Below are 24,318 nucleotides of genomic sequence, written 5' to 3'. Positions count from 1 at the left end.
GCGTCGGGGTACGGCTAGAAGGCGGGCCGGTCGCCGAGGTCGAAGATCCGCAGGTCGGTGAGGCGGACGGTGTACCAGACGTCCTGGCTGCCCCCGCCGCTCCAGAACTCGGTCAGCCGGACGGAGGCGTAGCCCTCCTCCTCCTTGACCTGCTGGGCCGACCAGCTCGCCGGGACGTTCTGCGCGCGGAACACCGGATCGGCGTCGTTCCGCATCGCCCACTGGTCCAGCCGGTAGTTCAGGTACGGGGAGAGGTACTGCTCGCGGACCTGCCGCGGGCTCTCGGTGCCGCCCCCGCCCTCCACGGCGTTGCGGTACGCCTCCAGGAAGGTGAGCACCTGCTGGGCGGCCGGGGTGGCCGCCCGGACCTGGGCCCCGGCGACCACGGGGGCGGGCGCCGCGACGGCGGCCTGGGCGGGGGTGGCGGCCAGGCCGCCGACGGCGAGCAGGGCGGCGGTGAAGGACAGTGCGGTGCGCATGGCACGTGTACGGATCATGCGGGCATTCCACCACCCCGGAAGGCTCCGGCCCATCGCCGGAAGGAGTGGTGTACCCGTACTGCCCAACAGATGTGACGATACGTCAGGCGGCGGGGTAGCCGATCTCCGCGAGGTCGACGGCGAGCTCCTCCTCGTCGATGTCCGGGTTGAGCGCCGCCAGCACGGCCGGGGTGAGCGGGCGCAGCGCCAGGACGTGCTCGATCGCGGCGAGGTCCAGCTCGTGCTCCGGCTCGAAGTACTCCGTGGCCCAGGCCCGGTACCCGGCGGCCGAGCCGTCCAGCAGCAGGTCGAAGAGGCCCTCCGCGCCCCGCTCGGCGGCCGCGCCCCGCCAGGCGCCGTCCTCGTGGGCGCGCCAGAAGCAGCGGGTGACCGTCGGACCGTCCTCGTCCCCGAAGGCGGGCTCCTCGGCGAAACGGCGGAACTCCTCGGGCACGGCCGCGAGCAGCTCCGGGGCGTTGGGCGCCTCGTGGTCGAAGCCGCGCCCGTAGGCGCCGACGGGGGAGAAGACCAGGCACCAGTCGTCGCCCTCGCCGTCGCGCATCGAGGCCAACTCCTCGCCCTCGTCCCAGGAGGCGTCGAAGGAGTGGTACCGCGCCTCCCAGTCGTCGGGGCTGAGGATCGCGTCGAGCGTGGCGAGGGCGCGGCAGCGGTCGCGCAGGTCGGGGATGGCGGGCAGTCGGTTGAGCAGGTTGTCCATGGGCGCCATTCAACCAACCCCGGCGGTCCGCCCGCGCCCCGGGCCGCCGTGCCTTGCCTGGTGCGCCGCCCCTACGCCCCGGGCGGCCGCCCCTTGCCCGGCGCCCCGGCGAAGACCTGGGCGATCGGGAGCCAGGCGGTGGCGACGGGCCCGGTGGCGGTGAGGGCGAGGTCGTCCCGGTGCCGGCGCTGGGTCACCAGCAGGCAGAAGTCCAGGGCGGGGCCGGCCACCACGTCCTGCGCCCCGGCCGGGCCGATGGACCAGGACCCGCCGTCGGGCGCGGTCAGGTCGAGCCGGACCGGGCGCTCGGGCGCGGCCAGTCCGTGCAGGGTGAAGGCGAAGCCCAGGGTGCGCAGCCCCAGGTGGGCGATGTGCCGCAGCCGGTCGGTGGGCTCGCGGGTGGCGCCGAGCGCGTCCGCGACGTCCTGGCCGTGCGCCCAGGTCTCCATCAGCCGGGCGGTCGCCATCGAGGCGGGCTTCATCGGCGGGCCGAACCAGGGCAGCCGGGCGTCGGCCGGAGCGGCGCCGAGCGCGGCCAGCACCTCCGCCCGCCCGGCCCGCCAGCGGGCGAGCAGCGCCGCGGGCCCGGCGGACAGTCCGGCGCGGGCGCCGTCCTCGACCGGGTCGGCGCCGGCCGCCAGCAGCTCGGTGAAGTGCCCGCCGAGCGACGCGCCGAAGCCCTCCGGGTCGCGCGCGGCCAGGGCCGTCCAGTCGTCGGTCCAGGCCAGGTGGGCGATCTGGTGCGCCACCGTCCAGCCCTCGGCGGGGGTCGGGCGGGCCCACTCCTCGGCCGGCAGCCCGGCGACCAGGTCGTCCAGCACCGCGCTCTCGGCCCGCAGGTCCGCCAGCAGGCCGCCCAGCACGTCGCCCGGCGCGTTCGGCTCGGTCATCGGCTCCCTTTCCGGTCACGGCAGTTGCTACCCGCCGGTAGCGTACGGCCGGACACTACTCCCGGCCCGGCGGCGGCGTCCGCCACTCCACGAAACACGCACGTCAGGACTCTCGCCACCGGCCGCACCGCGTGTGACAATTCCGCGATGACCAGGGCTGCGGACCCCCATCCTGCGCACCCCGTCGCCGACGCCGCGCGACCCGAGGACCCCGAACTCGCCGCGCGCGCCGCCGAGCTGGTGCGGGACGCCGTGCTCGGCGACCTCGCCCGCCGGGTGGTGGCCGAGTGCGGCGCCGACGTCGGCCTGGTCGGCGTGCCCGAGCCGCTGCCCGGCAGCCGTCCCGGCAGCGAGGGCATGGTGCTGCGGCACTGGGCCGGCACCCGGGCCGACCTGCTGCACGACGTGCCCGTCCCGGCCGGACTCGGCCTCGGCGGCCGGGCGCTCGCCGAACGCGCGCCCAGCTGGGTGCCCGACTACCGTGCGGCGACGACCATTTCGCACCACTACGACGCGGCCGTGGCCGCCGAGGACCTGTACGCGATGCTCACCGTCCCGCTGATGGACGGCGACACCGTGCACGGCGTGGTGTACGCCTCGCTGCGCGCCGTCGTCCCGTTCGGGGACGTGCGGATCTCCGCGGTCGGCACCCTGGCGAAGGCGGCGACCCGGGCACTGGCCGGGGCCGCCGCCTGGAGCCGCGAACGGCCCGGCGGAAAGCCCTGCGAGCAGTCCTGCGGAAAGCCCTTCGACAAGCCCCGGACGGCCGCCCCCGTACCGCCGTTGACCCCGCGCGAGCACGAGGTGCTGCGCTGGGCGGCGACCGGCCGGACCAACCCGGAGATCGCCGCCCGACTGGGCCTGACCTGCAACACGGTGACGGGCTACCTCAAGTCCGCGATGCACAAGCTCGGCGTCCGCAACCGGACCGAACTCGCCCTCGCGGCGAGGGAGTCGGGGCTCGTCGGTTGACGGGCCCCCGGCGCGGCCTCAGTTGACCCGGCGCTCCCGCCCGGTCCAGTACGGCTCGCGCAGCCGGAACTTCTGCAGCTTCCCGGTGGCGGTGCGCGGCAGGGCGTCCCGGAACTCCACCGTGGTGGGCGACTTGTAGCCGGCCAGCCGCTGCTTGCAGTGCGCGATCAACTCGGCCTCGGTGACGGCCTCGTGGCCCTCCCGGAGCACCACCAGCGCCTTCACCGTCTCGCCCCACTTCTCGTGCGGCACCCCGATCACCGCCGTCTCGGCGACCGCCGGGTGGTCGTACAGGCAGTCCTCCACCTCGATCGAGGAGACGTTCTCCCCGCCGCTGATGATGACGTCCTTCTTGCGGTCGGAGATGGTCAGCAGGCCGTCCGTGAGGGTGCCGCCGTCGCCGGTGTGGAACCAGCCGTCCCGCAGTGCCTCGGCCGAGGCCTCCGGCTGCTGCCAGTAGCCGTCCAGCACGGTGTTGGAGCGCACCAGCACCTCGCCGGACGCGTCCACCCGCAGCCGGGTGCCGAGCGCGGGGGAGCCGGCCTGCACCAGCTTCTCGGCCCGCTCGGCGGCCGGCAGCGCGTCCCACTCGGCCCGCGAGCGGTTGACCGTGACCACCGGGGAGGTCTCGGTCAGACCGTAGAGCTGCATGAACTCCCAGCCCAGCTGCTCCTCGACCTGCTGGATCACCGAGGTCGGCGGCGGGGCGCCGGCCACCACCAGCCGCACCCGGTCCCGGCCGGGCACCGGGCCGTCCCAGTCGGCGGCCGCGTCCAGCACCATCTGGACCACGGCGGGCGCGCCGGACAGGAAGGTCACCCCGTGCCGCTCGACCCGGCGCAGGATCTCCGCGCCGTCCACCTTGCGCAGCACGATGTGCCGGGCGCCCAGGCCGGTGAGCGAGAACGGCAGGCCCCAGCCGTTGGCGTGGAACATCGGCAGGGTGTGCAGGTAGACGTCCCGGTCGCCGGCCCCGTAGTGCAGGGCCATCAGTGTCGCGTTCAGCCAGACGTTGCGGTGGGTGAGCTGAACGCCCTTGGGGCGGGCGGTGGTTCCGCTGGTGTAGTTGATGGTGGCGGTGTCGTTCTCGTCCACCGCGTACCGCCGCGGGGTGGCGTCGGTGTCGTACAGCACGGCGTCGCTGTCCGCGCCCAGCACGAACTTGTGCTTGGCCACCACCCCGTCCAGGGCGTCGGCGACCTCGGGGTCGACCAGCAGCACGGAGGCGCCGCTCTGCTCGACGATGTACGACACCTCCTCGGCCTTCAGTCGGAAGTTCACCGGCACCAGCACCCGGCCGTACCCGCTCACCCCGAAGAAGGAGGTCAGCAGCCGGGCCGAGTTGTGCGAGACGACCGCGACCCGCTCGCCCGGCCCGACACCGAGCCGGTCCAGCCCGGCGGCCTGGGCCCGGGCCAGTTCGGCGACCCTGCGGTAGCTCAGCTCGCCCCAGGATTCGGCCGGCTGCACGGGCTCGTCGACGATGCCGACCCGGTCGCCGTAGACCAGCTCGGCCCGGTCGAGGAAGTCCATCACGGAGAGTGGAATCTGCATGGGGCCACTGTCCTCCCCCACCCGCCCCCTGCACACCCCCGATCGGGGGTGTCACCCGTCCGCGCCCACCCCGTCCGTGCTCACCCCGCCCGCCACCGCCCCGTCCATCTCGGCTCCGTCCGCGTGGGCTCCGTCCGCGCTCACCCCGGCCGCCGCCAGCGCCGCCGCCAGCCGGTCCCGGGCCTCCGTCTGGGCGGCGATCCGGCGCTCCAGCACCGCCAGCCGCCGCCGGGCGATCCCCAGCACCTGCTCGGACGGCCGGACCGCCAGCACGTCCCCGTCCAGGCAGCCCAGCAGCGGGCGGACGTCCTCCAGGGTGAGCCCGGCGGCCACCAGCGCACGGATGTTGCGCACCCGGACGACCGCCGGCTCGCCGTACTCGCGGTAGCCGTTCGGCGCGCGCTCGGAGTCGATCAACCCGGCCTGCTCGTAGTGCCGCAGAGCGCGCGCGGTACTGCCGGTCCGGGTCGCCAGCTCGCCGATCCGCACCGCCACCCGTCCCCTCCCGGTCAGCCCACCAGTGCGCCGCCGTCCACCGGCAACACTACGCCGGTCACGAACGAGGCCCGCGGCGAGGCGAGTCGGGTGATCGCCCAGGCGACCTCCTCGGGGCGGCCGATCCGGCCCAGCGGGGTGTGCTCGATCTGCCACTTCCGGATCGCCGCCCGCTGCTCGGGGCCGTACCCGGAGTGGTCGCCGATCGGGGTGTCGATCGCCCCGGGTGCCACCGCCACCACCCGGATCCCGCGCGGCGCCAGCTCCACCGCCCAGCTGCGGGTGACCGTCTCCAGCGCCGCCTTGGTCGCCGCGTACACCGAGTTGCTCGGCCAGCCGCGCTGCCCGACGGCGGTGCTGACGTTGACCACCACGCCCCGGCTCCCGCTCAGCGCCGGCACCGCGGCCTGGCCGAGCAGCACCGGGGCGACCAGGTTGGTCGCCAGCAGCGCCTCGACGCCCGCCCGGTCGAAGCCGCCGATCCCCTGCCCGCTCCGCACGATCGCCGCGTTGTTGACCAGCACGTCCAGCCGTCCGAACCGCTCCAGTGCCGCCCGGACGATCTCCTCCGGCGCGCCCGGCCCGGTCACGTCCGCGGCCAGCGGCTCGATCAGCGCCGGGTACGCGGCGGCCGTCGCGGCCAGCGGCTCCGGCCGCCGCCCCACCGCCAGCACCCGCGCCCCCTCGGCGGCGAAGGCCAGCGCCGTCTCCCGCCCGATCCCCGTCCCGGCCCCCGTGACCACCACGACCCGGCTCCGCGTCCCGCTCTCGTCGTCCATGGGCCCACCCTCCGACCCTGCCGCCAGCGTCAGGGTCAAGCGGGAACGGCGGAGCCGTCGGGTCGGTCCGCCAGGACACCGCGCACCCGGGCCCACCCCGCCCGCCACCCGGGCCCGGGCGGGGGAGTCCGGGCCTCCGCCCGCCGAGCCCGGCGCGAACAGCGGGCCCGGGGCCGCGCCGACCGGGCCCTCCGGCTGCTAGGAAGGTCGCAACGTACGGTTCACCCACGGGGAGCACAGCCATGAACGACCAACGGCCCGGCACGCTCTACGAGGCCGTCGGCGGCATCGACGTCCTGCGCCGGCTCAGCCGGACCTTCTACCGGGGCGCCCTCGCCGACCCCCTGCTCGCGCCGGTCTTCGCCGACTTCACCCCCACCCACATCGAGCACGTCGCGGTCTGGCTGGCCGAGGTGTTCGGCGGCCCGACCGGCTACACCGACCGACTGGGCGGCCACCAGGCGCTGCTCCGCGCCCACCTGGGCCTGGCCGTCACCGAGGAGCAGCGGCTGCGCTGGATGGAGCTGATGGCCGAGGCCGTCCGCGCGGAGCTGCCCGGGGACGAACTGCTGCGCCGCCGGGTGCTGGAGTACTTCGACTGGGGCACCCGGATCGCCGAGGACGTCTCCGGCTCCCCGGCCGGCACCGACCTCGGCGATCCCGGCCCGACCCCGCGCTGGGGCTGGGAGGGCCTCAAGTGACCGCCGCCCTGACGGCCGACGGCCTGCTGCTGCGCCCCTTCGAGGACGCCGACGCGCCGGCCCTGATCGAGGCCTACCGGGACGCGACCCTGCGCCGCTTCACCCGGACCCCGGTCGGCGACGCCGAGGAGGCCGCGCACTGGCTGCGCCTCCAGGAGGAGGGCCGGGCGGCGGGCACCCGGTACAGCTTCGCCGTCCTGGACGGCGCCGAGCTCGTCGCCAACGTCGCTCTCAAGTACCCCACTCCCGGTGGGGAGACGGCCGAGGTGGGGTACTGGACGGCGGCCCCGGCCCGCGGCCGGGGGGTGGCCCCGCGCGCGGTGGAGGCCCTCACCGCCTGGGCCTTCGCCACCTTCGCCGAGGGCGGCCTGCGCCGGATCGACCTGCTGCACCAGGTGGACAACCCCGCCTCCTGCCGGGTCGCGGAGAAGGCCGGCTACCCGTTCGTGGAACTGCTCCCGCCCTTCCCGCCCTTTCCGCTGGACGGCCACCGGCACTCCCGCAAATGGCTGGACGAACCCGAACCGCGCAGGTCAGAGTAGGCGGATGGCATCTCTGGTACGACATGTGACGATCGATTGCGGCGACGCGCACGCCCTGGCCTCCTTCTGGGCGCAGGCGCTGGACGGCACCCTGGGCGAGGACGACAACCCGTGCGACGAGGAGGCGGTGGTGAACTCCGCCGGCGCCTCGCTGCTCTTCATCCGGGTGCCCGAGGGCAAGGCGGCGAAGAACCGGGTCCACCTCGACCTCCAGCCGCAGGACCGCAGCCGGGACGAGGAGGTGGAGCGCCTGGTCGCCCTCGGGGCGACCGTGCTGGCGGACCACCGCCTCCCGGACGGCAAGGGCTGGGTCACCCTCGGGGACCCGGAGGGCAACGAGTTCTGCATCGAGCGCAGCCAGGCCGAGCGGATCGCCACCGGGAGCGCCTGACCGGTCGGATCAGTCCGGCCACTCGCCCATGGCCGCCCGCCAGGTCCACGAGGACTTGCGCGGGCGGCCGTTCAGTTCCCCGCGCCCGGTGCACCAGAGCAGGACCTCCGCCGGGTGGGCATCCGGCTCCCGCGGTGCGTGCGGGAAGAGCCGGTCGAGCGCGAAGCGGCACGGTTCGGCGGGCGGCTGCCAGGGCAGGCCGAGGCCGCGGGTGATGTCGTGGGTGTGCAGCAGAGTCTCGGCGACGCCCATCGCGGCGAAGCCGAGCGGTTCGCAGGGCCCGTGGTGGTAGGCGCGCAGCTCGGGCGGGGCGGCGTCCAGGGCGGTGGCGAGGAGGTGCCCGGCGGCGGTGACCACGGTGAGCACCTGGGCCGGGTCGGCCTCGGGCCGGACGGTGAGGTCCAGCGGCAGGTAGCGGTCGCGGGGGCGGGCGGCGAGCTGGCCGGCGTAGGCGAGCAGGTCGTGGGCGATGTGGGCGGCGGTGTCGCGGCAGCTCCACTCCAGGAGTCCGGCGGGGGCGTCCCAGTCGCGGTTCCCGGTGTGCGGGGCGAGGACGGCCAGGGCGGCGTCCAGGGCGGTCCGTACGGCGTCGCCGTTGGCGGTTGGTACGGCGTCGCCGTTGCGCATGACCACTCCTTCGACGGGGCGTCCGGGGTGTCCGGGGCGTCACACGATAGGCCCAGTGCCCCGGCTCGCGCCGGGAGTTCATCCGATAATCGGTCCTGTCCGGCGCGTCCGGCGTCCGGCGTCCGGCGCCCTGCGATCCAGCGTCCCGCGGTCCGACGCCGCCCCACCCGCGAGCACCCAGGCAGGTACCCATGGCCAGAATCGCCGTGATCGGCGCCGGCGGCACCATCGGCAGCGCGGTCGTCAGGGAGGCGGCGGCGCGCGGGCACGAGGTCACCGCGGTGGTCCGGGACCCGGACCGCTACCGGGGCGCGGCCGCCGCCGTGGAGCGCGCGGACGTGCTGGACCCGGCGGACGTGGCCCGGGTCGCGGCCGGCCGGGACGTCCTGGTGAGCGCCGTCGGCGGCGGCGACGGCCCGGGCCACCAGGCGCTGGTCGAGCCCGCCGCCCGCTCCCTGGTCGAAGGCCTGCGCACGCTGGGCGGCGCGGCCCCCAGGCTGATCGCGGTCGGCGGGGCGGGCAACCTGGAGACCGCGCCGGGCGTGCGGGTCTGGGACGCCCCGGGCCTGCCGGAGCCGCTCCTCCAGATCATGCACGCCCACGGCGCGGCGCTGGACTACTACCGGACGGTCTCCGACCTGCGCTGGACGGTGCTCAGCCCGGCCGCCGAGATCGGCCCGGGGGAGCGGACCGGCCGCTACCGCACCGGCCTGGACCAGCTGCTCACCGATGCCGAGGGGCAGAGCCGGATCTCGGTGGCGGACTACGCGGTCGCCCTGGTGGACGAGATCGAGCAGCCCGAGCACATCGGCGAGCGGTTCACCTGCTGCTCCCTGTGAGGGGTCCGGCAGGCGGGGCGTTCGAAGGTGAGGGGTTCACCCCAGCTGGATCGAGCGCTTGGCCAGGCCCATCCAGAACCCGTCGATGACGCTGCGCTGGCTGTCCAGGTCGGCCTCGCCGGCGCCGAGGGTGACGAACAGCGGGGCGAAGTGCTCGGTGCGCGGGTGGGCCAGGCGTCCGGCCGGGGCCTTGTGCTCGAAGTCGAGCAGCGCGTCGAGGTCGTGGGCCTCCAGGGCGCGCCGGCCCCAGTCGTCGAACTCGGCCATCACCGAGGTGATCCGGCCGTCGCTGCTGAGCGCCCGCAGGTTGTGGGTGAAGAAGCCGCTGCCGACGATCAGCACGCCCTCGTCGCGCAGCGGGGCGAGCTTGCGGCCGATCTCCATCAGCCGCTGCGGGTCGAGGGTGGGCAGCGAGACCTGGAGCACCGGGATGTCGGCGTCCGGGTACATCTCCACCAGCGGGACGTACGCGCCGTGGTCGAGCCCGCGGTCGGGGATGTCCTGGACGGGCGTGCCGGGGGCGCGCAGCAGCTTGCGCACGCGCTCGGCGAGGTCCGGCGCGCCGGGGGCGGCGTACCGGACCCGGTAGTAGTGCTCGGGGAAGCCCCAGAAGTCGTAGACCAGCGGGACGGTGGTGACGGCGCCGAGGGCGAGCGGGGCCTCCTCCCAGTGGGCGGAGACCATCAGGACGGCCTTGGGCCGGGGCAGGTCGGCGGACCAGGCGGCCAGCTCGCCCGGCCAGACCGGGTCGTCGGCCAGCGGCGGCGCGCCGTGCGACAGGTACAGGGCGGGCATGCGCTCAGGGGCCGCGGTGCTCATGGCGTCCTCCTCGGGGCCGTTCGACCGGCAGGTAGTCCGACAGGTAGTTCAAATTTGAACCTTTACGGAACCGACGGTACACCTTCGTTCGAATTTGAACAACAGGAGTAGGCTTCACCCCATGTCCACACTGAACGAACCCCGCTGGCTGGACCCGGACGAGGCGGCCGCCTGGCGGGGCTTCGTCGTCGCGAGCAACCTGCTGAACCGGCGGCTGGAACGCCAGCTCAAGGACGACTCCGGACTCTCCCACCAGCAGTACGAGATCCTGGTGCACCTGTCCGCCGCCCCCGGCGACTCGCTGCGGATGACCGAGCTCGCCGACAGGCTGGTCACCTCCAAGAGCGGCCTCACCTACCAGGTCACCCAGCTGGAGCGGGCCGGCCTGGTCGCCCGCCGCTCCTGCCCCAGCGACGTGCGCGGCGTCATCGCCGAACTCACCGACCAGGGCCGCGAGGCGCTGCGCCAGGCCGCGCCCGGGCACGTCGCCCTGGTGCGCGAGCTGCTGATCGACGTGCTCAGCCGCGAGCAGCTCGCGGTGCTCGCCGAGGGGCTCGGTGCCGTCAGTGCCCGGCTGCGCCAGGACGAGACCCCGTAGGGCCGGCCCCGCCGACAGCCGCCACCCGGGCCCAGGGCCCGCACCTGCGAGTGGAAGTCCGCCTGATCCATCGCATCTGCGAATGCTCCGGCCGCCGCTCGGGTACTCCTCCTCCCGGGCCGCGGCGCCGTGGCCCGGGAGGAGGGAGCACCCATGACCCCGGCGAGACCCACCGTCCGACTGCACGGCCACCTCGACCGCCCCGCCGAGCTGACGGTGGCGCAGCTGCGTGCCCTCCCCGCCCGCCGGGTCGAGGTCAGCTTCGACTGCCGGACCGCGGGCGAGCAGCGCCACGGCTACGAGGGCCCGGCGCTGCTGGACGTGCTGCGAGCGGCCCGGCCCCGGATCGACTTCTCCGGCCGCAAGCAGCGGCTGCGCTTCCTGCTCTCGGTGGCCGGCGCCGACGGCCACCGGGCGGTGGTCTCCTGGGCCGAGATCGATCCGGACTTCGGCGGCCAGCAGATCCTGCTCGCCACCAGCATGGACGGCGCCCCGCTGGACGCCGCCGGTCCGCAGCTCGTCGTCCCCGGCGACCACTGCGGCGCCCGCTACGTCAGCGCCGTCACGGCCGTCTGGCTCGGCCCGCTCGGCGACCCGGCGCGCCCCACCGCCTGACGCCCGGGCGCCCGCCTCGCGCGCGTGCGGCCCCGGCCCCGAGGCCGCACGCCGGAAGGGGCCGGACGGCGGGTCGAAAACACTCGCCGGAGCCGGGTTTCCGTGCCAACATGCCCCATATGGGGACGATTCTGCACGGCACCTTGGTCACGCTCCGCCCGGCCACCGGCGACGACATCCCGGCGCTGGCGGCCATCCGCGGCACGCCCGAGGTGTTCGAACGCTGGCGTGGCGGTGACGACCTGGCCGACGAGGTCGCCAACGACCTGGAGTCGCCCGGCACCGAGACCTTCGCGATCGACCTCGGCGGCAAGGTGGTCGGCGCCATCCAGTGGTACGCCAACAACGACGACGAGTACCGGCACGCCGGGATGGACCTCTACCTCGACCCGACGGTGCACGGCCTGGGCCTGGGCACCGACGCCGTGCGCACGATGGCCCGGTACCTGGTGCACGACCACCACTACCACCGGCTGGTGATCGACCCGGCCGCGGACAACCTCGCCGCGATCCGCTGCTACACCAAGGTCGGCTTCCGCACCGTCGGCACCATGCGCCAGTACGAGCGCGGGCCGGACGGCACCTGGCACGACAACCTGCTGATGGACCTGCTCGCGGACGAACTGCTCGAAGGCTGAGGCGCCCGCGCCGTCCCCGACGCCAGCCCCGCGCCGCTGCCCGGCCGGTCCGGGGTCGCCCCCGGCCTCAGCCCCGTGCCGTCCCCTACGGGCAGCCGCAGGAGCGCCGGACCACCAGCTGGGCCGGGAAGGTGCGGGCGCCCTGGGCGCGGCGCTCCGGCCCGCCGAGGACCAGCTCCACCGCGGCCCGGGCCATCTCGTCCTGCGCCGTGGTGACGGTGGTCAGCGCGGGCCCGGCGATCACCGCCTCGGCGATGTCGTCGAAGCCGGCCACCGCGAGGTCCTCCGGCACCCGGATGCCGAGGTCGTCGGCGGCCCGCAGCAGGCCGATCGCCTGGTCGTCCGTCGTGCAGAACACGGCGGACGGCCGGTCGGGACGGGCGAGCAGGGCGAGCGCCTCGGCGTGCGCCCGGACCCGGTCGAACGGCGCCGGGGTGAGCCGTCCCTCGGTGGGCAGCCCGGCCTCCTCCAGCGCGGCGAGCCAGCCGGCCGTCCGCCCGGTGACCGGGTCGTGCGGGCTGAGCGCGAGGGTGCCGCCGAAGCAGTGCACCTCGGCGTGCCCGTGCCCGAGCAGGTGGCGGACCACCTCGCGGGCGCCGCCCTGGTCGTCCGCGACCACGGCGACGCCGCCGGTGCTCTCCGCCCGGTGGTGCAGCAGCACCACCGGGGTGCCGTCGGCCACGTCGAAGCCGGTCAGCCCGGGGGTGGCCGGGTCCTGGGTGACCAGGACCAGACCGTCCACCTGCATCCCGAGGAAGGCGCGGATGTAGTGCGCCTCGCGCTCGTCGGCGTAGTCGGAGTTGCCGATCAGCAGCAGCCGGCCGTGCTCGGCGGCGGCCTGCTCGACGGCGTGCGCGAGCCCGGCGAAGAAGGGCTGGCGGGCGTCCGGGACGACCATCCCGAGCAGGTCGGTCCGCCGCCGGGCCATCGCCTGGGCGACCCGGTTCGGCCGGTAGCCGAGCTCCTCGACCGCCGCGAGCACCCGCGCCCGGGTCGCCGCCGCCACCGGCCGCGGCCCGTCGTTGATCACATAACTCACGACCGCCGTGGACGTCCCCGCCACCCGCGCCACATCGTCCCGTGTCACCCTCGCCATGACCGTTGAGCCTACACAGCCCCTCCGACCAGCGTCTTTGCCGAGTCTCGGGCCCGCCCGATCGGCCCTCTGCGGTTGCGCCCCGGCCGCGGCCGCCCGGAGGGTGGCGGGACAGGCGGCACCCGCAGCCGCCACCGCCGACCGTGGAGCAGGCCGATGAACAGGCCGATGGGCGCGCCGCCGCACCGGCGGGCCGTCCGGCGCACGCGCCCGGCGGCCCGGCCGCGGGTCCGCGTCCACGCCCGGGCGCGCGGCGCGGGCACCGCCCCCCGGCCGAAGGTCAGGCCCTGGCGCGCGTACGCCGTGGTGGCGGCGATCGTGCTGTCCGTCGTCGCCGGGCTGCTGCTCTACCTCGACGAACGCTCCAGTCGCGGCCGCGTCCAGGTGGTCGGGACGGTGCCCGGCCCGGACTTCCTGGAGGTCGACGTGACGCTCCAGCGGGTGGACGCGGCGGCGCAGACGCTCACCGCGAAGGTCCTGGTCCACCCGCACGGCGCCCTGGAGCAGCCGGACAGCCTGCTGGTCCCGGCCCGGGACGTGGTGCTGGAGACCACCTCGCTGGAGCAGACCGTGCTCAGGTACCCGGCCGGGCAGCAGGTCGCCTCCAGCGCGGTGGCGTTCAGCCTCCTCGACGGCCGGGTCACCGACTACCCCTTCGACCACTACCACGCGCTGATCGGCTTCCAGGCCACCGCCGGCGGGCAGCCCGTCCCGGTGGTGATCGGCGTGGAGGAAGCCGACCCCTTCTTCGTCTTCAAGCAGGCCGAGCAGCAGAGCGAGGGCGGCGCCGTCGTGGTGACCGAGCGGATCAGCCGCTCGCGCAGCACCTTCATCCTGGCCTGGTTCATGATGGCCGCGATGTGGGCGCTGGCGCTGTCCGTGCTGGTGGCGGCCTGGCTGATCGTCCGCCAGCGGCGCGGCATCGTCTGGCCCGCCCTCGGCTGGATGGCGGCCACGCTGTTCGCCCTGGTCGGCATGCGCAACGCCGCGCCCGGCAGCCCGCCGATCGGTTCGCTGCTGGACTACGCGGCGTTCTTCTGGGCGGAGCTGCTGGTCGCGGTCGGCCTGACCATGGTCGTGGTGCGGGGCGCCCGGATCGAGGGCGGGCACAAGGAGTAGCCCGGGCGCACGTGTCCGGCGGCCCGGCCACTCGGCTCAGGGGGTCAGAGGTTCAGGGGTTCGGAGGCCCGGAGGCTCAGGGGTTCAGGCGTCGGGCACGACCACCGTCAGTGACGTCTCCTGGAGCCGGAAGCCCAGCGACTCGTAGACCCGGCGGGCCGGGTTGCCCTCGGACACCACCAGCGTCACGTCGGCGAGCCCGCGCTCGGCGGCGTCCCCGACGGCGCGGCGCAGCAGGTCGGCGCCGAGGCCGCGGTAGCCGCGCTCCGGGTGGCGGAAGACGTCGCCGATCCAGGGCAGGCCGTCGCGGTCGGTGAGGATCAGCCCGGCGACCACGCGGTCCTCGGCGTCCACGGCGAGCAGGCTGGACGGCAGCACCGGGCCGATGACCTCGCCCTCCAGCAGCGGGGTGATCCGCTCGGCCACCACCCGGGCGTCCTCGCCCGGGTAGAAGTCGACGTGGTCGGGGGCGAAGGCGGCCCGCCAGGCCTCGTACAGCTCCTCGGGCGCGCGGTCGCAGGGCACCGCCCGCAGGCCCTCGCGCAGCGGCGTCCCGGCCCAGTCGGCGGGCGGGGGGTCGGCGCGCAGGTCGCGGCGGAAGGTGTGGGCGTGCCGCAGCACCCGCGCGCCGTGCGCCACCAGCTCCTGCCCGAGCCCGGGCGGGCCGGAGACCACCCAGCCGGGCAGCTCGGCCCGGACGAACGCGGCGGCGTCCACCGACTCGTCCAGGACCTCCAGCAGGTCGGCCCAGGGCCGGCCCTCCCGCTCGTCCAGCAGGTAGCGCAGCACCGGCTCGCCGTCGGCACCCCGCCTGACCACCCAGTCCTCGGCCATGGCCCACCCCACAATCGCGTGATCGTTCGTCGGCGGCCATGTTCACCGAGGCCCCGCCGTCCGGCAACCGGTTATTTCCGGCCACCACCGCGTCGGGCCGGCACCGCATCGGGCAGCCACCGGGTCAGGCCACCACCGCCGCCCGGACGCAGAGCACGTCCGGCAGGTGGGAGACCAGCAGGGACCAGCTCTCGCCCTCGTCCCGGCTGCCGTACACGTCGCCGGTCCGGTTGCCGAAGTAGATCCCGGCCGGGTCGGCGTCGTCGGTGCGCAGGGCGTCGCGCAGCACGATGCCGTAGTGGTCCTCGCCGGGCAGGCCGTGGGCGAGCTGCTGCCAGCTGGTGCCGGCGTCGGTGGTGCGGAAGACCCGGCAGCGGCGGCCGGGCGGGATGCGGTCGTCCGAGCCGCCGAGCGGGAAGACGTAGGCGGTGTCGGCCCGGCGGGGGTGGGCGGCCACGGCGAAGCCGAACTCGGCGGGCAGGCCGTCCACGATCGAGCGCCAGCTCGCGCCCCAGTCGTCGCTGCGGTAGACGCCGCCGTGGTTCTGGAGGTAGAGCCGGTCCGGGTGGACCGGGTCCGGGGCGATCTTGTGCACGCACTGGCCGAACTCCGGGTACTGGCTCTCCTCCGGGAGGAACTCGGCGCGCAGGCCGGTGTTGGAGGGCTGCCAGCTGTCGCCGCCGTCCTTGCTGCGGTAGACGCCGCCGCTGGAGACGGCGACCAGCAGCCGCTGCGGGTCACGCGGGTCGGTCAGGATCGTGTGCAGGCCCTGGCCGCCGTAGCCGGCGCCCCACTGCGGCCGCTGCGGGTGGTTCCAGAGCGCCTCGACCAGGGCGAAGGTCTCGCCGCCGTCGGTGGAGCGGAACAGCGCGGCGGGCTCGGTGCCCGCGTAGACGACGCCGGGGGCCTCCGCCCCGGCGGGCTGGAGCTGCCAGACCCGGGTGAGCGAGGCGCCGGTGGACTCCGGGAAGCGGATGGCCGGCCGCGGGGGCTCGTACCAGCTCGCGCCGAGGTCGTCGGAGCGCCAGATCGACGGCCCCCAGTGGCTGCTGTCGGCGCCGGCCAGCACTCTGGTCCGGCCGTCGCGGCGGTCGACGGAGACGGAGTAGATCGCGTTCATCGGGAAGTGCGGCCCGCTGAACTCCCACGTCAGCCGGTCGCGGCTGCGGCCGAGAAAGAGGCCCTTCTCGGTTCCGACGGCCAACAGCACCTCGGTCATGTCTCACACCACCTGGTCACGAGCAACGGCCCCCCGGGACGGCCCCCGAGTGCCAGTGTCCCGCCGTCCACCGGTGGTCACATCTCGCCGCGCCGACCGCCCGGGGGCCGTCCGTGCCGGGGGTGCCGTTACCCCCGGCAGTCCTCCAGCAGCCGCAGCCAGACCTCGCTGATCGTCGGGTACGAGGGCACCGCGTGCCAGAGCCGGTCGATCGGCACCTCGCCGACCACCGCGACGGTCGCCGAGTGCAGCAGTTCGGCGACCCCGGGGCCGACCAGGCAGGCGCCGACGATCACCTGCCGGTCCAGGTCGAAGACCACCCGGGCCCGGCCGCGGTAGTCGTCGGCGTACAGCGAGGCCCCGGCGACGGAGTCGATCTCGTGGTCGACGGTCCGCACCCGCAGTCCGGCGGCCTCGGCGGCGGCCCGGGTCAGGCCGACGGCGGCGACCTCGGGCTGGGTGAACACCACCTGGGGCGCGCCCGCCAGGTCGGCGGACGCGGAGTGCGCGCCCCAGCGCGAGGTGTCCAGCGGGCGCCCCTCGGCGCGGGCGGCGATCGCCGCGCCGGTGATCCGGGCCTGGTACTTGCCCTGGTGGGTGAGCAGCGCCCGGCGGTTGACGTCCCCGACGGCGTAGAGCCACGCGCCGTCCACACCCTCCGCGCCGTCCACGCCGAGCACCGTGCAGCTGTCGTCCACCTCCAGCCAGCCGCCCGGCTTCAGGCCGACCTGCTCCAGCCCGATGTCGGCGGTGCGCGGGGCCCGGCCGGTCGCGTACAGCACCTCGTCGACGGTCAGCGTCCCGGTCCCGCCCTGGCCGTCCCCGTGCTGGCCGTCCCCGCCCTTTCCGTCCCCGTTCCGGCCGTCCCGGGCGGCGAGGGTGAGGGTCACCGGCCCGGAGCCGTCCACCCGCTCCAGCGCGGTGACCTCGGTGCCGAAGCGGAGGTCCACCCCGGCCGCCCGCAGGCCCTCCGCGACCAGCTCGCCCGCGAACGGCTCCATCCGCGGCAGCAGCCCGTCACCGCGGACCAGCAGCACCACCTCGGAGCCGAGCGCCCGCCAGGCGGCGGCCATCTCCACCCCGACCACCCCGCCGCCGACCACCGCCAGCCGCCCGGGGACGGTCTGCGACCCGGTCGCCTCCCGGTTGGTCCACGGGTGGGCCTCGGCGAGCCCCGGCACGTGCGCGGGCAGCACCGGGCGGCTGCCGGTGCACACCGCGACGGCGTGCCGGGCGGTGAGCACCCGCTCGCTGCCGTCCTCGGCCTCCACCGTCACCGTCCGCACCCCGGCCAGCCGGCCGTGGCCGCGCACCAGCTCGATGCCGGTGTCCCGCAGCCACTCCACCTGGCCGTCGTCCTTCCAGTCGGAGGTGAAGGAGTTCCGCCGGGCCAGCACCGCGGCCGGGTCCAGCCGCCGGTCGCCGACCGCCTCCCGGGAGCCGGCCACCGCGCGGGCGTCGGCCAGCGCGGCCACCGGCCGCAGCAGCGCCTTGCTCGGCATGCAGGCCCAGTACGAGCACTCGCCGCCGACCAGCTCGGCCTCCACGATCACGGTGCGCAGCCCGGCGGCGACCGTCCGGTCGGCCACGTTCTCGCCGGTCGGACCGGCCCCCAGGACGATGACGTCGTACTCCTCGGCGGTGCTGGTCATGCCCTGTCCTCCGTCGTCTCGATGGCCGCCCCGGCCCGCCGGGCGGGGGCGGCGGGCGTGCGCCCACGGGTGTCGAGCGGCCTGTCGCGCCCGACCCCGGGCCCGCCGCTGCCGCCTGCGGTTCCGTACCCGAGCGTGACCCGGACCGCCCACCGCGGCCACTTCTCGCGCCGGTCGCGCGAGCGCGGGACGCGTGGGGCGAGAAGGGAGCGCGGGGTGAGCGGGGCGCGGGAGCCGAGCCGGGCACGCCGCGGGCCGGCCGGCCCCGGACCGCCGTCCGGCCGGAACTCCGGCACGGCGTCCGGCGGTTCGGTCCGGCTGGGCTGCTCGCGCACGGGTGCTCGCTCCTCGCTCGGGTACGGCGTGGGCCCCATCCTGCCGGTCCGGGCGCGGTTGCGCGACGGACGGACACGCCGAGGGCGCCGTGGGGCGCACCACCGGGCACGGACAGGACAGGGCGGGAAGCCGGACCGGCGGGTTCAGAGCGCGGCGAGCTCCGCCAGCAACGCCGCCGTGTCGGCCGGGCGGGAGAACATCGGCCAGTGCCCGGTGGGCAGTTCGCGCAGCTCCCAGTTCGGCCCGGACATCCCGGCGAAGTACGGGTGCCCGGCGGCGATCAGCTCGCGCACCTGGGAGAGCGGGAAGGAGCAGGAGACCAGCGCCTGGGGCAGCGCGGCCCCGGCGCCGGTCAGCCGCAGCCGGTCCCGGAACGCCCCGGCCGGGTGCGGGGTGGAGCGGGAGCGGATGGACGCGAGGGCGGCCTCGTCCAGCCCCGCCGTGCTCGTGCCCTGCTCGCCCAGGTACTCCCAGGACGGCAGCGGGAGGCGGCCGTCGACCACCGAGGCCTCGGCCGTCTTCTGGTAGTCGGGCTGCCAGAGGTCGTACACCGACGAGCCGTCGATCAGCGGGCCGCTGTCCAGGTAGACCACCCGGCGGATCCGCTCCGGCATCCGGTCCGCGAGCCCGCCCACCGGGGCGCAGGCGCCGCTGTGGGCGACCACGACGACATCCGACAGGTCCTCCCGGACCAGTAGTCCGGCGAGGTCGGCGATGTGGTCCTCCAGGCCGAACTCGCCCTCCTCGCCCGCGCGTTCGCCCACTCCGGGCAGGCTGACGGCGTACACCCGGTGCCCGGCCGCGCGCAGCGGCGCGGCCACCTCGTCCCAGGCCCAGGCGCCGATCCAGAATCCGGGGACCAGTACGAACGTGCTCATGGCGGATCGCTCCTTCGTCGGTGGGAAGTCCGGGGAGGCCGCGACGAGCCGTGGACGTCTCGACGGGCGGCCCGCGAGGGGCTCCGTCGAGGCGGGGCCTCCTCCACCGCCGACTCTAGGATCGGATCCGGACAGAAGTCGCCCGGATTTCCGCCGAGGAAGGGAGTGCGCGCGATGGAACACCCGGTCAGCCGCGTCCTCGCCCTGCTGGAACTGCTCCAGGACCGCCCCGGCCTGACCGGCGCCGACCTGGCCGCCCGGCTCGACGTGGACGAGCGCACCGTCCGCCGCTACGTCGCCCGGCTGACCGAACTCGGCATCCCCGTCGAGGCCGACCGCGGCCGCTACGGGGGCTACCGCCTGCGGCCCGGCTACCGGCTGCCGCCGCTGATGCTCACCCCGGACGAGGCCGCCTCCGTCGTGCTCGGCCTGCTGGCCGGCCGCAGCTCCGGCCTGTCGGTGGGGGAGGAGGCCACCGGGACGGCCCTCGCCAAGATCCAGCGGGTGCTGCCGCAGCCGCTGCGCGAGCGCGTGGCGGCCGTCGAACAGACCCTCGGACTGACCGCCACCCCCGCCACCGGCCCCGGCCCGGCCGCCGCCGCGCTGTTCACCCTGGCCGAGGCGGCCCGCCGCCGTCGCCGGGTGCGGCTCGCCTACCGGGACCGGGAGGACCGGCCCAGCGAACGCGAATTCGACCCGTACGGGCTGGTCTTCCACTCCGGGCGCTGGTACACCACCGGGCTCGACCACCGCAGCGGCGAGCCGCGCACCTTCCGGCTGGACCGGATCACCCGGGTCGAACAGGGCGAGGCGGGCTTCGAGCCGCCGGAGGACTACGACCCGGTCCAGCGGGTCGTGGAGTCACTGGCCTGCGCGCCCTGGCGGCACCGGGTGGAGGTCGAACTGCGGACCACCCTCGCCGAGGCCCGCCGCCGACTGCCGCCCGCCGTCGGCACGCTCACCGAACTCGCCGAGGACCGGGTGCTGCTGCGGGCCCGGGCGCAGAACCTGGACGGCGTCGCGGTGCTGCTGGCCGGCCTCGGGTGGCCGTTCACCGTCCGGGAACCCGCCGCACTGCGCGCCGAGGTGCGGGCGCTCGCGGACCGGCTCGCCGCCTGGGGTGCCGAGCCGTCGTGACGGCGGGTGCGGCGGCGGACGGCTCTGGGGAGCGGGCATGCCGAGGGCCCGGGGAGCTTCGACTCCCCGGGCCTTGGGGCCTGTCTTCGGACGTCCGGATCAGGCCTGGCCGCCGGCCGCCCGCTCCTCGGCGACCTTGCGCTTCACCTCGGTCATGTCCAGCTCGCGGGCCTGGCCGATCAGGTCCTCGAACACCGCCTCCGGCAGCGCACCGGGCTGCGAGAAGACCAGCACGCCCTCACGGATGATCGCCAGCGTCGGGATCGACTGGATGTCGAACGCGGCCGCCAGCTCCTGCTGCGCCTCGGTGTCCACCTTGGCGAAGACCAGGTCCGAGTGGCGCTCGGCGGCCTTCTCGTACACCGGGGCGAACTGGCGGCACGGCCCGCACCACCCGGCCCAGAAGTCGATGAAGACGAAGTCCTTGCCCTCCGGGCCCGGGACGATCTCGTCGAAGTTCTCCTTGGTCAGCTCGACCGTGTTGCTCATCTCGTGATTCCTTCCCTTCCGGACGTGGCGGTTCAGGCCATGTGCCCGCCACAACCGTCCCGGTCGACGGGGTATTCCGGCGGCGTTCCGGCGGTTGCCGGAGCCAGGGAGTGAGCAGCCGGCGGCCGCCGCCCGTACGGAAGGGTGTCCGGTCCGTTCCGACCCCTTCCCCCCGAGGGAGGCACCCCATGCGCAGCACACTCCGCACCCGGCGGACGCTCGCGCTGACCGCGTCCGGCATCGCGGCGGCCGCCCTGATCGCCGGCTGCGGATCGTCCGGCGGCTCCTCCGGTCCGTCGAGCAGCCCGAGCGGTCCGGGTACCCCGGCGGCCGTCACCCTGCAGACCGCCCAGGACCCGAAGCTGGGCACGATCGTCACCGACAGCGCGGGCTTCACGCTCTACCGCTTCGACCAGGACCGGAACAGCCCGCCGGAGTCCTACTGCAACGGCAGCTGCGCCGCCATCTGGCCGCCCGAGCACGCCGACGGCAACGGCAACGTCACGGTGAAGGGCATCGACAGCAAGCTGGTCGGCACCGTCACCCGCGACGACGGCACCAAGCAGGTCACCCTGAACGGCTGGCCGGCCTACCGCTACTCGCCGGACACCAAGCCCGGCGACACCAAGGGCCAGGGCGTGGCCGGCACCTGGTTCGCCCTGACCCCGACCGGCGGCAGGGCGGGCGCCGCGAACTCCGGCCCGATGAACCCGACGCCCGGCACCCCGGCACCCGGCAACCCGACGCCCAGTACCCCGGGCTACTGACCGGTTCCGATGACCGGCTCCGACCGCCCTCGCCCAGGAGGCCCGGGTGCGCAACGATGAAGTGGTGACCGAGGAGCACCCCGTCGGCCGCACCGGCGGCCACGACACGGGGGCGCCGGACGAGGACCTGATGCGCGCCCTGTACCGGGAGCATGCCGGTCCGCTGTTCGGGTTCGTGCTCCACCTGGTCGCCGGGGACCGGCAGCGGGCCGAGGACGTCGTGCAGGAGACCCTGCTCCGCGCCTGGCGCAACATCCACCGGCTCGACCCGGAGGCCGGCTCGCTCCGGCCCTGGCTGGTCACCGTCGCGCGGCGGATCGTGATCGACGGCCACCGCGGCGCCATGGCCCGGCCGCGCGAGGTGGACGCCTCGGCACTGGAGCAGCTGCCCGCCGAGGACGAGATCGACCGGGCGCTGCGGATGATGACCGTCGCGGACGCGCTCGGCGACCTCTCGCCCGTGCACCGGGAGATCATCGTCGAGACCTACCTGAAGGGCCGTACGGCCAACGAGGCGGCCGCCGAACTCGGCATCCCGGCCGGGACGGTGCGCTCGCGGGTGTTCTACGCGCTGCGCTCGCTCAGGCTCGCGCTGGAGGAACGGGGAGTGACATCGTGACCAGGCACCCCGACCGCGACCCCACCCCTGACCCCGACCGGGTGCCTGGTGGCCCGGTGCACGTCGACGCGGGCGCGTACGTCCTCGGCCTGCTGGAACCCGTCGAGCGCGCCGCCTTCGAGCAACACCTCGCCGACTGCCCGCAGTGCGCCGAGCAGGTGACCCAACTCGGCTCGGTGGAGCCGTTGTTGGCCGAGTACGCGGCCACCGCGCGGGCGGCCGGGGCGGACCCGGCCGGTCCCGCTCCGCAGCCCGACTCCCGACTGCTGGACCGGCTGGTCGCCGAGGTCGGCGCCACCCGGCGGCGGGGCCGGGTGCGGCGGCTGGTGCTGGCCCTGGCCGCCACCGCGATGGTGGCGGCCGGCCCCGCCGTCACCGCCGCGGTGCTCACCGCCGACAACACCCCCGCCGTGGTCGCGGTGGCCGAGCAGTTCAGCGCCACCGACCCGGGCACCGGCGCGCACGCGACCGTCGGCCTGGACGGCACCACCTGGGGCACCCAGGTCAGCCTGCAACTCTCCGGCGTCCAGGGCCCGTTGACCTGCAGCCTGGTCGCCGTCTCGCACACCGGCGAGCAGCAGACGGTCACCACCTGGTCCGTCCCGGCGGGCGGCTACGGCAACGGCGGCGGGAGCGGCGACGGCACCGTGCGCACCACCGGCGGCGCGGCCTTCCGACTGGCGGACATCGACCACTTCGAGGTCCGCGTCCAGGACGGCGGCGCGCTACTGGTCGCGATCCCCGTACACCACCCCTGACCCCCAGTGGATCGTGTACGACTCCAACCGCTCCACCCGGGCCTCGCCCCGGACACCCGGCCAGTACGGGCTCGGCTCGCCGCCGCCGGTCATGTGCTCCCGACCCCGGATCCGGCTCCAGCCGGTCCGCAGCGCCGGCTCGAAGCTGTGCCACCGCCCGCAACCGCAGGGCGTCAGCACCCGCGCGCAGCAGCGGCACAGCTCGGCCCGGCCGTGGCCGTGACCGTCGCCGCGGTCGTCGCCGGGGCCGGTCGGGAGCGGCACCGGCGGGCCCTGCTCCCCGCAGGCCGGGCACCCGGGCAGCACGGCACCGTCCAGCAGCGCGTTCTGCCGCCGGACGTAGTCGGGCAGCCGCAACGGCGGGTGCAGGAACGGGTCGTGCTCCCAGGCCGCGTTCGGCGACCCCCACCAGCGCACGTGCCACCAGGCCGTCTCCGGAGGCAGTCGCCGCCCGGCCCGCTTCTGCGCCCGGCGCCGCTCCGCGTACTCCTCGGCCCTGGCCCGCCACAGCTCGCGCGCCTCGTGCAACTCGTCCACCGCGCGGACCAGGGTGTCCGGGTCGGCCTCCAGGAAGCGCGGAATCCGGGCGCTGACGGTGAGGTGGTGGTACGTCGCCCGCAGGCCGTACGGGGCGAAGCGGGTCAGGCAGGTGCGCAGTGCGCTGTGCCGCCGGTACGGCGGGAGCGAGGCGTCGTGCACCCGGGCCCGGTGGGTGTGGAAGCTGGTCATGACGGCGGCTTCAGGTCCGGGTCCAGGTCCAGGGCTCGGGCGAGCGCGGCGGTGACGGCGGCGGCGTGCCCGGGCAGTTGCCGCTCGGCCCAGCCCGCCGCGAGCGCGAGGAAGTCGCGCAGGTCCCGCTCGACTCCGGCGAGCAGCCGGCGCAGTTCGTCCACCGGCAACTCGACCACCGGGCCCTCGTCGCCCTCGGCGTCCTGGATCAGCCGGACTACCCGGCCGACGCACTCGGCCCGGGCGTCGGGGTCGTGGCCGAACCAGGCGGTGCCGGACCCGTCCGTGACGTTCAGCCACTCGCGCCAGTCCTCCAGCCCGTTGCAGCAGCCCGGCCTGAAGACGGCGCCGGTGGCGGAGTCGGTCACCACCAGCCCGCCGGGGGCGTACGGGTGCGGCTCGGTCAACAGCGCGTGCAGGAACGCGCCCAACGGGTCCGCCGGCCGGGGACCGCGCCCCTCGGCCTGCCCGGGGTCGGGCTCGACGTCGTTGCAGCCCGCCAGCCGCCACACCACCGTGCCCACCTCGTCCGACGTCAACCGCCCGTCCAGCGCGAGATCCCCGTACGGCCCGAGCTCGGCCGTCGGCCAGAGCGTGAAGCCGTCGGAGGCGAAGATCTCCAGGACCGGTCGCATCGACATCATCCGCCGATCATCCCGAACACACCCCCGCCCCGACCAGCCGTTTTACGCCCCACCCCCGCCCTGGACCCAGCCGGCCTCCGCCACCACCTGCTCGGCCTCGGCCACCCACCTCGCGGCTGCCGTCCAGCCGGCCCGCCCTCCGACCGGCCCCCGCCTGGGCGGTCTGCGCCGTGATGCGGGTGAGTGTGGGCTGGCGGTGTCGGGCGGGGCGCCGCCCCCAATCGACCTCCGCTGCCCGGCGGCCGTCGTTGAGCGGGCCTTCACTATGGTTCGGGTGGCCCTGTCATCCAGCCGATGCCCGCCGCCGTCGCTCGGCCGGCCTGTGCCGCGATGCGGGCCAGTGCGGGCCGGCTGTGTCAGGCAGAACTCCTCCCGACCGGTCTC

At 75.5% G+C, this 24,318-nt stretch carries 30 protein-coding genes; 13 read left to right on the top strand and 17 right to left on the bottom strand.

Translation table 11 applies throughout. The features are described 5' to 3' along the window. Positions 1 to 14 precede the first annotated feature (14 nt). From ACFU7Z_RS00205 to ACFU7Z_RS00195, 3 genes are all read right to left on the bottom strand, one after another. A complete protein-coding gene (locus tag ACFU7Z_RS00205; RefSeq protein ID WP_380774976.1) occupies positions 15 to 497 on the bottom strand; it encodes a hypothetical protein in 483 nt (160 codons plus the stop codon). An 85-nt stretch (positions 498 to 582) separates the two neighbouring features. Then, positions 583 to 1,197 (bottom strand): hypothetical protein, encoded by a 615-nt coding sequence (locus tag ACFU7Z_RS00200; RefSeq protein ID WP_380774974.1) that lies wholly within the window; start codon positions 1,195 to 1,197, stop codon positions 583 to 585. A 71-nt stretch (positions 1,198 to 1,268) separates the two neighbouring features. Then, the gene (locus ACFU7Z_RS00195; protein WP_380774972.1) at positions 1,269 to 2,087 is read right to left on the bottom strand and encodes a TIGR03084 family metal-binding protein; all 819 of its coding nucleotides are present in this window, start codon (positions 2,085 to 2,087) and stop codon (positions 1,269 to 1,271) included. A 147-nt stretch (positions 2,088 to 2,234) separates the two neighbouring features. On the opposite strand from ACFU7Z_RS00195, the gene ACFU7Z_RS00190 reads away from it, so the two are divergent. Then, positions 2,235 to 3,059 (top strand): LuxR C-terminal-related transcriptional regulator, encoded by an 825-nt coding sequence (locus tag ACFU7Z_RS00190; RefSeq protein WP_380774970.1) that lies wholly within the window; start codon positions 2,235 to 2,237, stop codon positions 3,057 to 3,059. An 18-nt stretch (positions 3,060 to 3,077) separates the two neighbouring features. Here the strand turns inward: ACFU7Z_RS00190 and ACFU7Z_RS00185 are convergent, their stop codons facing one another. The 3 genes from ACFU7Z_RS00185 to ACFU7Z_RS00175 are packed head-to-tail and all read right to left on the bottom strand — an operon-like array spanning position 3,078 to position 5,887. Then, the gene (locus ACFU7Z_RS00185) at positions 3,078 to 4,613 is read right to left on the bottom strand and encodes an AMP-binding protein (RefSeq protein WP_380774969.1); all 1,536 of its coding nucleotides are present in this window, start codon (positions 4,611 to 4,613) and stop codon (positions 3,078 to 3,080) included. Between the two features lie 51 nt (positions 4,614 to 4,664). Further along, positions 4,665 to 5,102 (bottom strand): MerR family transcriptional regulator, encoded by a 438-nt coding sequence (locus ACFU7Z_RS00180; protein WP_380775017.1) that lies wholly within the window; start codon positions 5,100 to 5,102, stop codon positions 4,665 to 4,667. Positions 5,103 to 5,122: 20 nt separating this feature from the next. Then, positions 5,123 to 5,887: an SDR family NAD(P)-dependent oxidoreductase gene (locus tag ACFU7Z_RS00175; protein ID WP_380774968.1), complete on the bottom strand. Its 765-nt coding sequence runs from the start codon at positions 5,885 to 5,887 to the stop codon at positions 5,123 to 5,125. Between the two features lie 242 nt (positions 5,888 to 6,129). On the opposite strand from ACFU7Z_RS00175, the gene ACFU7Z_RS00170 reads away from it, so the two are divergent. Genes ACFU7Z_RS00170 through ACFU7Z_RS00160 form a run of 3 tightly spaced genes read left to right on the top strand, consistent with a single transcriptional unit; the run spans position 6,130 to position 7,521 of the window. Continuing rightward, entirely contained in the window at positions 6,130 to 6,588 is a 459-nt protein-coding gene (locus tag ACFU7Z_RS00170; RefSeq protein WP_049654748.1) for a group II truncated hemoglobin, read from the top strand. Beyond that, positions 6,585 to 7,130 carry a GNAT family N-acetyltransferase gene (locus ACFU7Z_RS00165; RefSeq protein WP_241852856.1) on the top strand — a complete coding sequence of 182 codons (546 nt, stop codon included), beginning with the start codon at positions 6,585 to 6,587 and terminating at the stop codon, positions 7,128 to 7,130. Before ACFU7Z_RS00170 ends, ACFU7Z_RS00165 begins: the two co-directional genes overlap by 4 nt. Before the next feature lie 4 nt (positions 7,131 to 7,134). Continuing rightward, positions 7,135 to 7,521, top strand: a complete 387-nt coding sequence (locus ACFU7Z_RS00160) for a VOC family protein (RefSeq protein ID WP_049654752.1) — start codon at positions 7,135 to 7,137, stop codon at positions 7,519 to 7,521. Between the two features lie 9 nt (positions 7,522 to 7,530). Here ACFU7Z_RS00160 and ACFU7Z_RS00155 read toward each other — a convergent pair whose 3' ends face one another. Further along, positions 7,531 to 8,148 carry a maleylpyruvate isomerase N-terminal domain-containing protein gene (locus ACFU7Z_RS00155; RefSeq protein WP_380774967.1) on the bottom strand — a complete coding sequence of 206 codons (618 nt, stop codon included), beginning with the start codon at positions 8,146 to 8,148 and terminating at the stop codon, positions 7,531 to 7,533. Positions 8,149 to 8,339: 191 nt separating this feature from the next. Between ACFU7Z_RS00155 and ACFU7Z_RS00150 the strand changes: the two genes are divergently transcribed. Further along, on the top strand, positions 8,340 to 8,987 hold the full coding sequence (locus ACFU7Z_RS00150; protein ID WP_049654755.1) for an NAD(P)-dependent oxidoreductase: 648 nt from the start codon (positions 8,340 to 8,342) through the stop codon (positions 8,985 to 8,987). A gap of 36 nt (positions 8,988 to 9,023) precedes the next feature. Here ACFU7Z_RS00150 and ACFU7Z_RS00145 read toward each other — a convergent pair whose 3' ends face one another. Beyond that, entirely contained in the window at positions 9,024 to 9,806 is a 783-nt protein-coding gene (locus tag ACFU7Z_RS00145) for a dioxygenase (protein WP_380774965.1), read from the bottom strand. Between the two features lie 130 nt (positions 9,807 to 9,936). On the opposite strand from ACFU7Z_RS00145, the gene ACFU7Z_RS00140 reads away from it, so the two are divergent. The 3 genes from ACFU7Z_RS00140 to ACFU7Z_RS00130 all read left to right on the top strand — a co-directional run bounded on the left by ACFU7Z_RS00140 (position 9,937) and on the right by ACFU7Z_RS00130 (position 11,657). Beyond that, the gene (locus ACFU7Z_RS00140) at positions 9,937 to 10,404 is read left to right on the top strand and encodes a MarR family winged helix-turn-helix transcriptional regulator (RefSeq protein ID WP_074002590.1); all 468 of its coding nucleotides are present in this window, start codon (positions 9,937 to 9,939) and stop codon (positions 10,402 to 10,404) included. Between the two features lie 153 nt (positions 10,405 to 10,557). After that, positions 10,558 to 11,019 (top strand): molybdopterin-dependent oxidoreductase, encoded by a 462-nt coding sequence (locus tag ACFU7Z_RS00135; protein WP_074002275.1) that lies wholly within the window; start codon positions 10,558 to 10,560, stop codon positions 11,017 to 11,019. Between the two features lie 119 nt (positions 11,020 to 11,138). Next, a complete protein-coding gene (locus tag ACFU7Z_RS00130; protein WP_049654760.1) occupies positions 11,139 to 11,657 on the top strand; it encodes a GNAT family N-acetyltransferase in 519 nt (172 codons plus the stop codon). A gap of 85 nt (positions 11,658 to 11,742) precedes the next feature. Here ACFU7Z_RS00130 and ACFU7Z_RS00125 read toward each other — a convergent pair whose 3' ends face one another. Beyond that, positions 11,743 to 12,753, bottom strand: coding sequence for a LacI family DNA-binding transcriptional regulator (locus ACFU7Z_RS00125; protein ID WP_049654763.1), 1,011 nt, complete (start codon positions 12,751 to 12,753; stop codon positions 11,743 to 11,745). A 156-nt stretch (positions 12,754 to 12,909) separates the two neighbouring features. Between ACFU7Z_RS00125 and ACFU7Z_RS00120 the strand changes: the two genes are divergently transcribed. Then, positions 12,910 to 13,872 carry a DUF4436 family protein gene (locus ACFU7Z_RS00120; RefSeq protein ID WP_375875214.1) on the top strand — a complete coding sequence of 321 codons (963 nt, stop codon included), beginning with the start codon at positions 12,910 to 12,912 and terminating at the stop codon, positions 13,870 to 13,872. 84 nt (positions 13,873 to 13,956) lie between these two features. Here ACFU7Z_RS00120 and ACFU7Z_RS00115 read toward each other — a convergent pair whose 3' ends face one another. From ACFU7Z_RS00115 to ACFU7Z_RS00095, 5 genes are all read right to left on the bottom strand, one after another. Beyond that, entirely contained in the window at positions 13,957 to 14,706 is a 750-nt protein-coding gene (locus tag ACFU7Z_RS00115) for a GNAT family N-acetyltransferase (protein ID WP_380774963.1), read from the bottom strand. Between the two features lie 124 nt (positions 14,707 to 14,830). Then, on the bottom strand, positions 14,831 to 15,925 hold the full coding sequence (locus tag ACFU7Z_RS00110) for a glycosyl hydrolase (RefSeq protein WP_074002277.1): 1,095 nt from the start codon (positions 15,923 to 15,925) through the stop codon (positions 14,831 to 14,833). 128 nt (positions 15,926 to 16,053) lie between these two features. Then, positions 16,054 to 17,577, bottom strand: coding sequence for a dihydrolipoyl dehydrogenase family protein (locus ACFU7Z_RS00105; protein WP_380774962.1), 1,524 nt, complete (start codon positions 17,575 to 17,577; stop codon positions 16,054 to 16,056). Further along, on the bottom strand, positions 17,574 to 17,912 hold the full coding sequence (locus ACFU7Z_RS00100) for a hypothetical protein (protein ID WP_117487249.1): 339 nt from the start codon (positions 17,910 to 17,912) through the stop codon (positions 17,574 to 17,576). Before ACFU7Z_RS00100 ends, ACFU7Z_RS00105 begins: the two co-directional genes overlap by 4 nt. Before the next feature lie 144 nt (positions 17,913 to 18,056). Beyond that, positions 18,057 to 18,791: an alpha/beta fold hydrolase gene (locus ACFU7Z_RS00095; RefSeq protein WP_375875211.1), complete on the bottom strand. Its 735-nt coding sequence runs from the start codon at positions 18,789 to 18,791 to the stop codon at positions 18,057 to 18,059. A 174-nt stretch (positions 18,792 to 18,965) separates the two neighbouring features. Here ACFU7Z_RS00095 and ACFU7Z_RS00090 point away from each other — a divergent pair, with 174 nt between their 5' ends. Continuing rightward, positions 18,966 to 19,928, top strand: a complete 963-nt coding sequence (locus tag ACFU7Z_RS00090) for a helix-turn-helix transcriptional regulator (RefSeq protein WP_380774961.1) — start codon at positions 18,966 to 18,968, stop codon at positions 19,926 to 19,928. Between the two features lie 99 nt (positions 19,929 to 20,027). On the opposite strand, the gene ACFU7Z_RS00085 is transcribed toward ACFU7Z_RS00090, so the two are convergent. After that, positions 20,028 to 20,417 (bottom strand): co-chaperone YbbN, encoded by a 390-nt coding sequence (locus ACFU7Z_RS00085; RefSeq protein WP_049655132.1) that lies wholly within the window; start codon positions 20,415 to 20,417, stop codon positions 20,028 to 20,030. Positions 20,418 to 20,605: 188 nt separating this feature from the next. On the opposite strand from ACFU7Z_RS00085, the gene ACFU7Z_RS00080 reads away from it, so the two are divergent. From ACFU7Z_RS00080 to ACFU7Z_RS00070, 3 genes are read left to right on the top strand one after another with little or no spacing between them, the layout of a single operon-like run. Next, complete coding sequence (locus ACFU7Z_RS00080) at positions 20,606 to 21,184, top strand: hypothetical protein (RefSeq protein ID WP_380774960.1); 579 nt, start codon at positions 20,606 to 20,608, stop codon at positions 21,182 to 21,184. A 46-nt stretch (positions 21,185 to 21,230) separates the two neighbouring features. Further along, entirely contained in the window at positions 21,231 to 21,803 is a 573-nt protein-coding gene (locus ACFU7Z_RS00075) for a sigma-70 family RNA polymerase sigma factor (RefSeq protein ID WP_082345936.1), read from the top strand. Beyond that, the gene (locus tag ACFU7Z_RS00070; RefSeq protein WP_380774958.1) at positions 21,800 to 22,561 is read left to right on the top strand and encodes a zf-HC2 domain-containing protein; all 762 of its coding nucleotides are present in this window, start codon (positions 21,800 to 21,802) and stop codon (positions 22,559 to 22,561) included. The genes ACFU7Z_RS00075 and ACFU7Z_RS00070 overlap by 4 nt, the downstream gene beginning before the upstream one ends. Here the strand turns inward: ACFU7Z_RS00070 and ACFU7Z_RS00065 are convergent. Both ACFU7Z_RS00065 and ACFU7Z_RS00060 read right to left on the bottom strand, forming a co-directional pair. Then, the gene (locus tag ACFU7Z_RS00065) at positions 22,529 to 23,290 is read right to left on the bottom strand and encodes a hypothetical protein (protein WP_380774956.1); all 762 of its coding nucleotides are present in this window, start codon (positions 23,288 to 23,290) and stop codon (positions 22,529 to 22,531) included. The genes ACFU7Z_RS00070 and ACFU7Z_RS00065 overlap by 33 nt on opposite strands. Next, entirely contained in the window at positions 23,287 to 23,934 is a 648-nt protein-coding gene (locus ACFU7Z_RS00060) for a hypothetical protein (RefSeq protein WP_380774954.1), read from the bottom strand. Before ACFU7Z_RS00060 ends, ACFU7Z_RS00065 begins: the two co-directional genes overlap by 4 nt. Positions 23,935 to 24,318 lie beyond the last annotated feature (384 nt).

The sequence above is a fragment of the Kitasatospora sp. NPDC057518 genome (assembly GCF_042802075.1).
In the GTDB taxonomy this organism is placed as follows: domain Bacteria; phylum Actinomycetota; class Actinomycetes; order Streptomycetales; family Streptomycetaceae; genus Kitasatospora.
Note: the sequence above shows the minus strand (reverse complement) of the source record. Positions and strands in the feature narration are given on the sequence as shown.

Excerpts from the sequence above, each read along its gene's own strand:
- ACFU7Z_RS00205 (WP_380774976.1), bottom strand. The coding sequence starts at position 497 with ATGATCCGTACACGTGCCATGCGCACCGCACTGTCCTTCACCGCCGCC.
- ACFU7Z_RS00200 (WP_380774974.1), bottom strand. The coding sequence starts at position 1,197 with ATGGACAACCTGCTCAACCGACTGCCCGCCATCCCCGACCTGCGCGAC.
- ACFU7Z_RS00195 (WP_380774972.1), bottom strand. The coding sequence starts at position 2,087 with ATGACCGAGCCGAACGCGCCGGGCGACGTGCTGGGCGGCCTGCTGGCG.
- ACFU7Z_RS00190 (WP_380774970.1), top strand. The coding sequence starts at position 2,235 with ATGACCAGGGCTGCGGACCCCCATCCTGCGCACCCCGTCGCCGACGCC.
- ACFU7Z_RS00185 (WP_380774969.1), bottom strand. The coding sequence starts at position 4,613 with ATGCAGATTCCACTCTCCGTGATGGACTTCCTCGACCGGGCCGAGCTG.
- ACFU7Z_RS00175 (WP_380774968.1), bottom strand. The coding sequence starts at position 5,887 with ATGGACGACGAGAGCGGGACGCGGAGCCGGGTCGTGGTGGTCACGGGG.
- ACFU7Z_RS00170 (WP_049654748.1), top strand. The coding sequence starts at position 6,130 with ATGAACGACCAACGGCCCGGCACGCTCTACGAGGCCGTCGGCGGCATC.
- ACFU7Z_RS00160 (WP_049654752.1), top strand. The coding sequence starts at position 7,135 with ATGGCATCTCTGGTACGACATGTGACGATCGATTGCGGCGACGCGCAC.
- ACFU7Z_RS00155 (WP_380774967.1), bottom strand. The coding sequence starts at position 8,148 with ATGCGCAACGGCGACGCCGTACCAACCGCCAACGGCGACGCCGTACGG.
- ACFU7Z_RS00150 (WP_049654755.1), top strand. The coding sequence starts at position 8,340 with ATGGCCAGAATCGCCGTGATCGGCGCCGGCGGCACCATCGGCAGCGCG.
- ACFU7Z_RS00145 (WP_380774965.1), bottom strand. The coding sequence starts at position 9,806 with ATGAGCACCGCGGCCCCTGAGCGCATGCCCGCCCTGTACCTGTCGCAC.
- ACFU7Z_RS00135 (WP_074002275.1), top strand. The coding sequence starts at position 10,558 with ATGACCCCGGCGAGACCCACCGTCCGACTGCACGGCCACCTCGACCGC.
- ACFU7Z_RS00130 (WP_049654760.1), top strand. The coding sequence starts at position 11,139 with ATGGGGACGATTCTGCACGGCACCTTGGTCACGCTCCGCCCGGCCACC.
- ACFU7Z_RS00125 (WP_049654763.1), bottom strand. The coding sequence starts at position 12,753 with ATGGCGAGGGTGACACGGGACGATGTGGCGCGGGTGGCGGGGACGTCC.
- ACFU7Z_RS00120 (WP_375875214.1), top strand. The coding sequence starts at position 12,910 with ATGAACAGGCCGATGGGCGCGCCGCCGCACCGGCGGGCCGTCCGGCGC.
- ACFU7Z_RS00115 (WP_380774963.1), bottom strand. The coding sequence starts at position 14,706 with ATGGCCGAGGACTGGGTGGTCAGGCGGGGTGCCGACGGCGAGCCGGTG.
- ACFU7Z_RS00110 (WP_074002277.1), bottom strand. The coding sequence starts at position 15,925 with ATGACCGAGGTGCTGTTGGCCGTCGGAACCGAGAAGGGCCTCTTTCTC.
- ACFU7Z_RS00105 (WP_380774962.1), bottom strand. The coding sequence starts at position 17,577 with ATGACCAGCACCGCCGAGGAGTACGACGTCATCGTCCTGGGGGCCGGT.
- ACFU7Z_RS00095 (WP_375875211.1), bottom strand. The coding sequence starts at position 18,791 with ATGAGCACGTTCGTACTGGTCCCCGGATTCTGGATCGGCGCCTGGGCC.
- ACFU7Z_RS00090 (WP_380774961.1), top strand. The coding sequence starts at position 18,966 with ATGGAACACCCGGTCAGCCGCGTCCTCGCCCTGCTGGAACTGCTCCAG.
- ACFU7Z_RS00085 (WP_049655132.1), bottom strand. The coding sequence starts at position 20,417 with ATGAGCAACACGGTCGAGCTGACCAAGGAGAACTTCGACGAGATCGTC.
- ACFU7Z_RS00080 (WP_380774960.1), top strand. The coding sequence starts at position 20,606 with ATGCGCAGCACACTCCGCACCCGGCGGACGCTCGCGCTGACCGCGTCC.
- ACFU7Z_RS00065 (WP_380774956.1), bottom strand. The coding sequence starts at position 23,290 with ATGACCAGCTTCCACACCCACCGGGCCCGGGTGCACGACGCCTCGCTC.
- ACFU7Z_RS00060 (WP_380774954.1), bottom strand. The coding sequence starts at position 23,934 with ATGATGTCGATGCGACCGGTCCTGGAGATCTTCGCCTCCGACGGCTTC.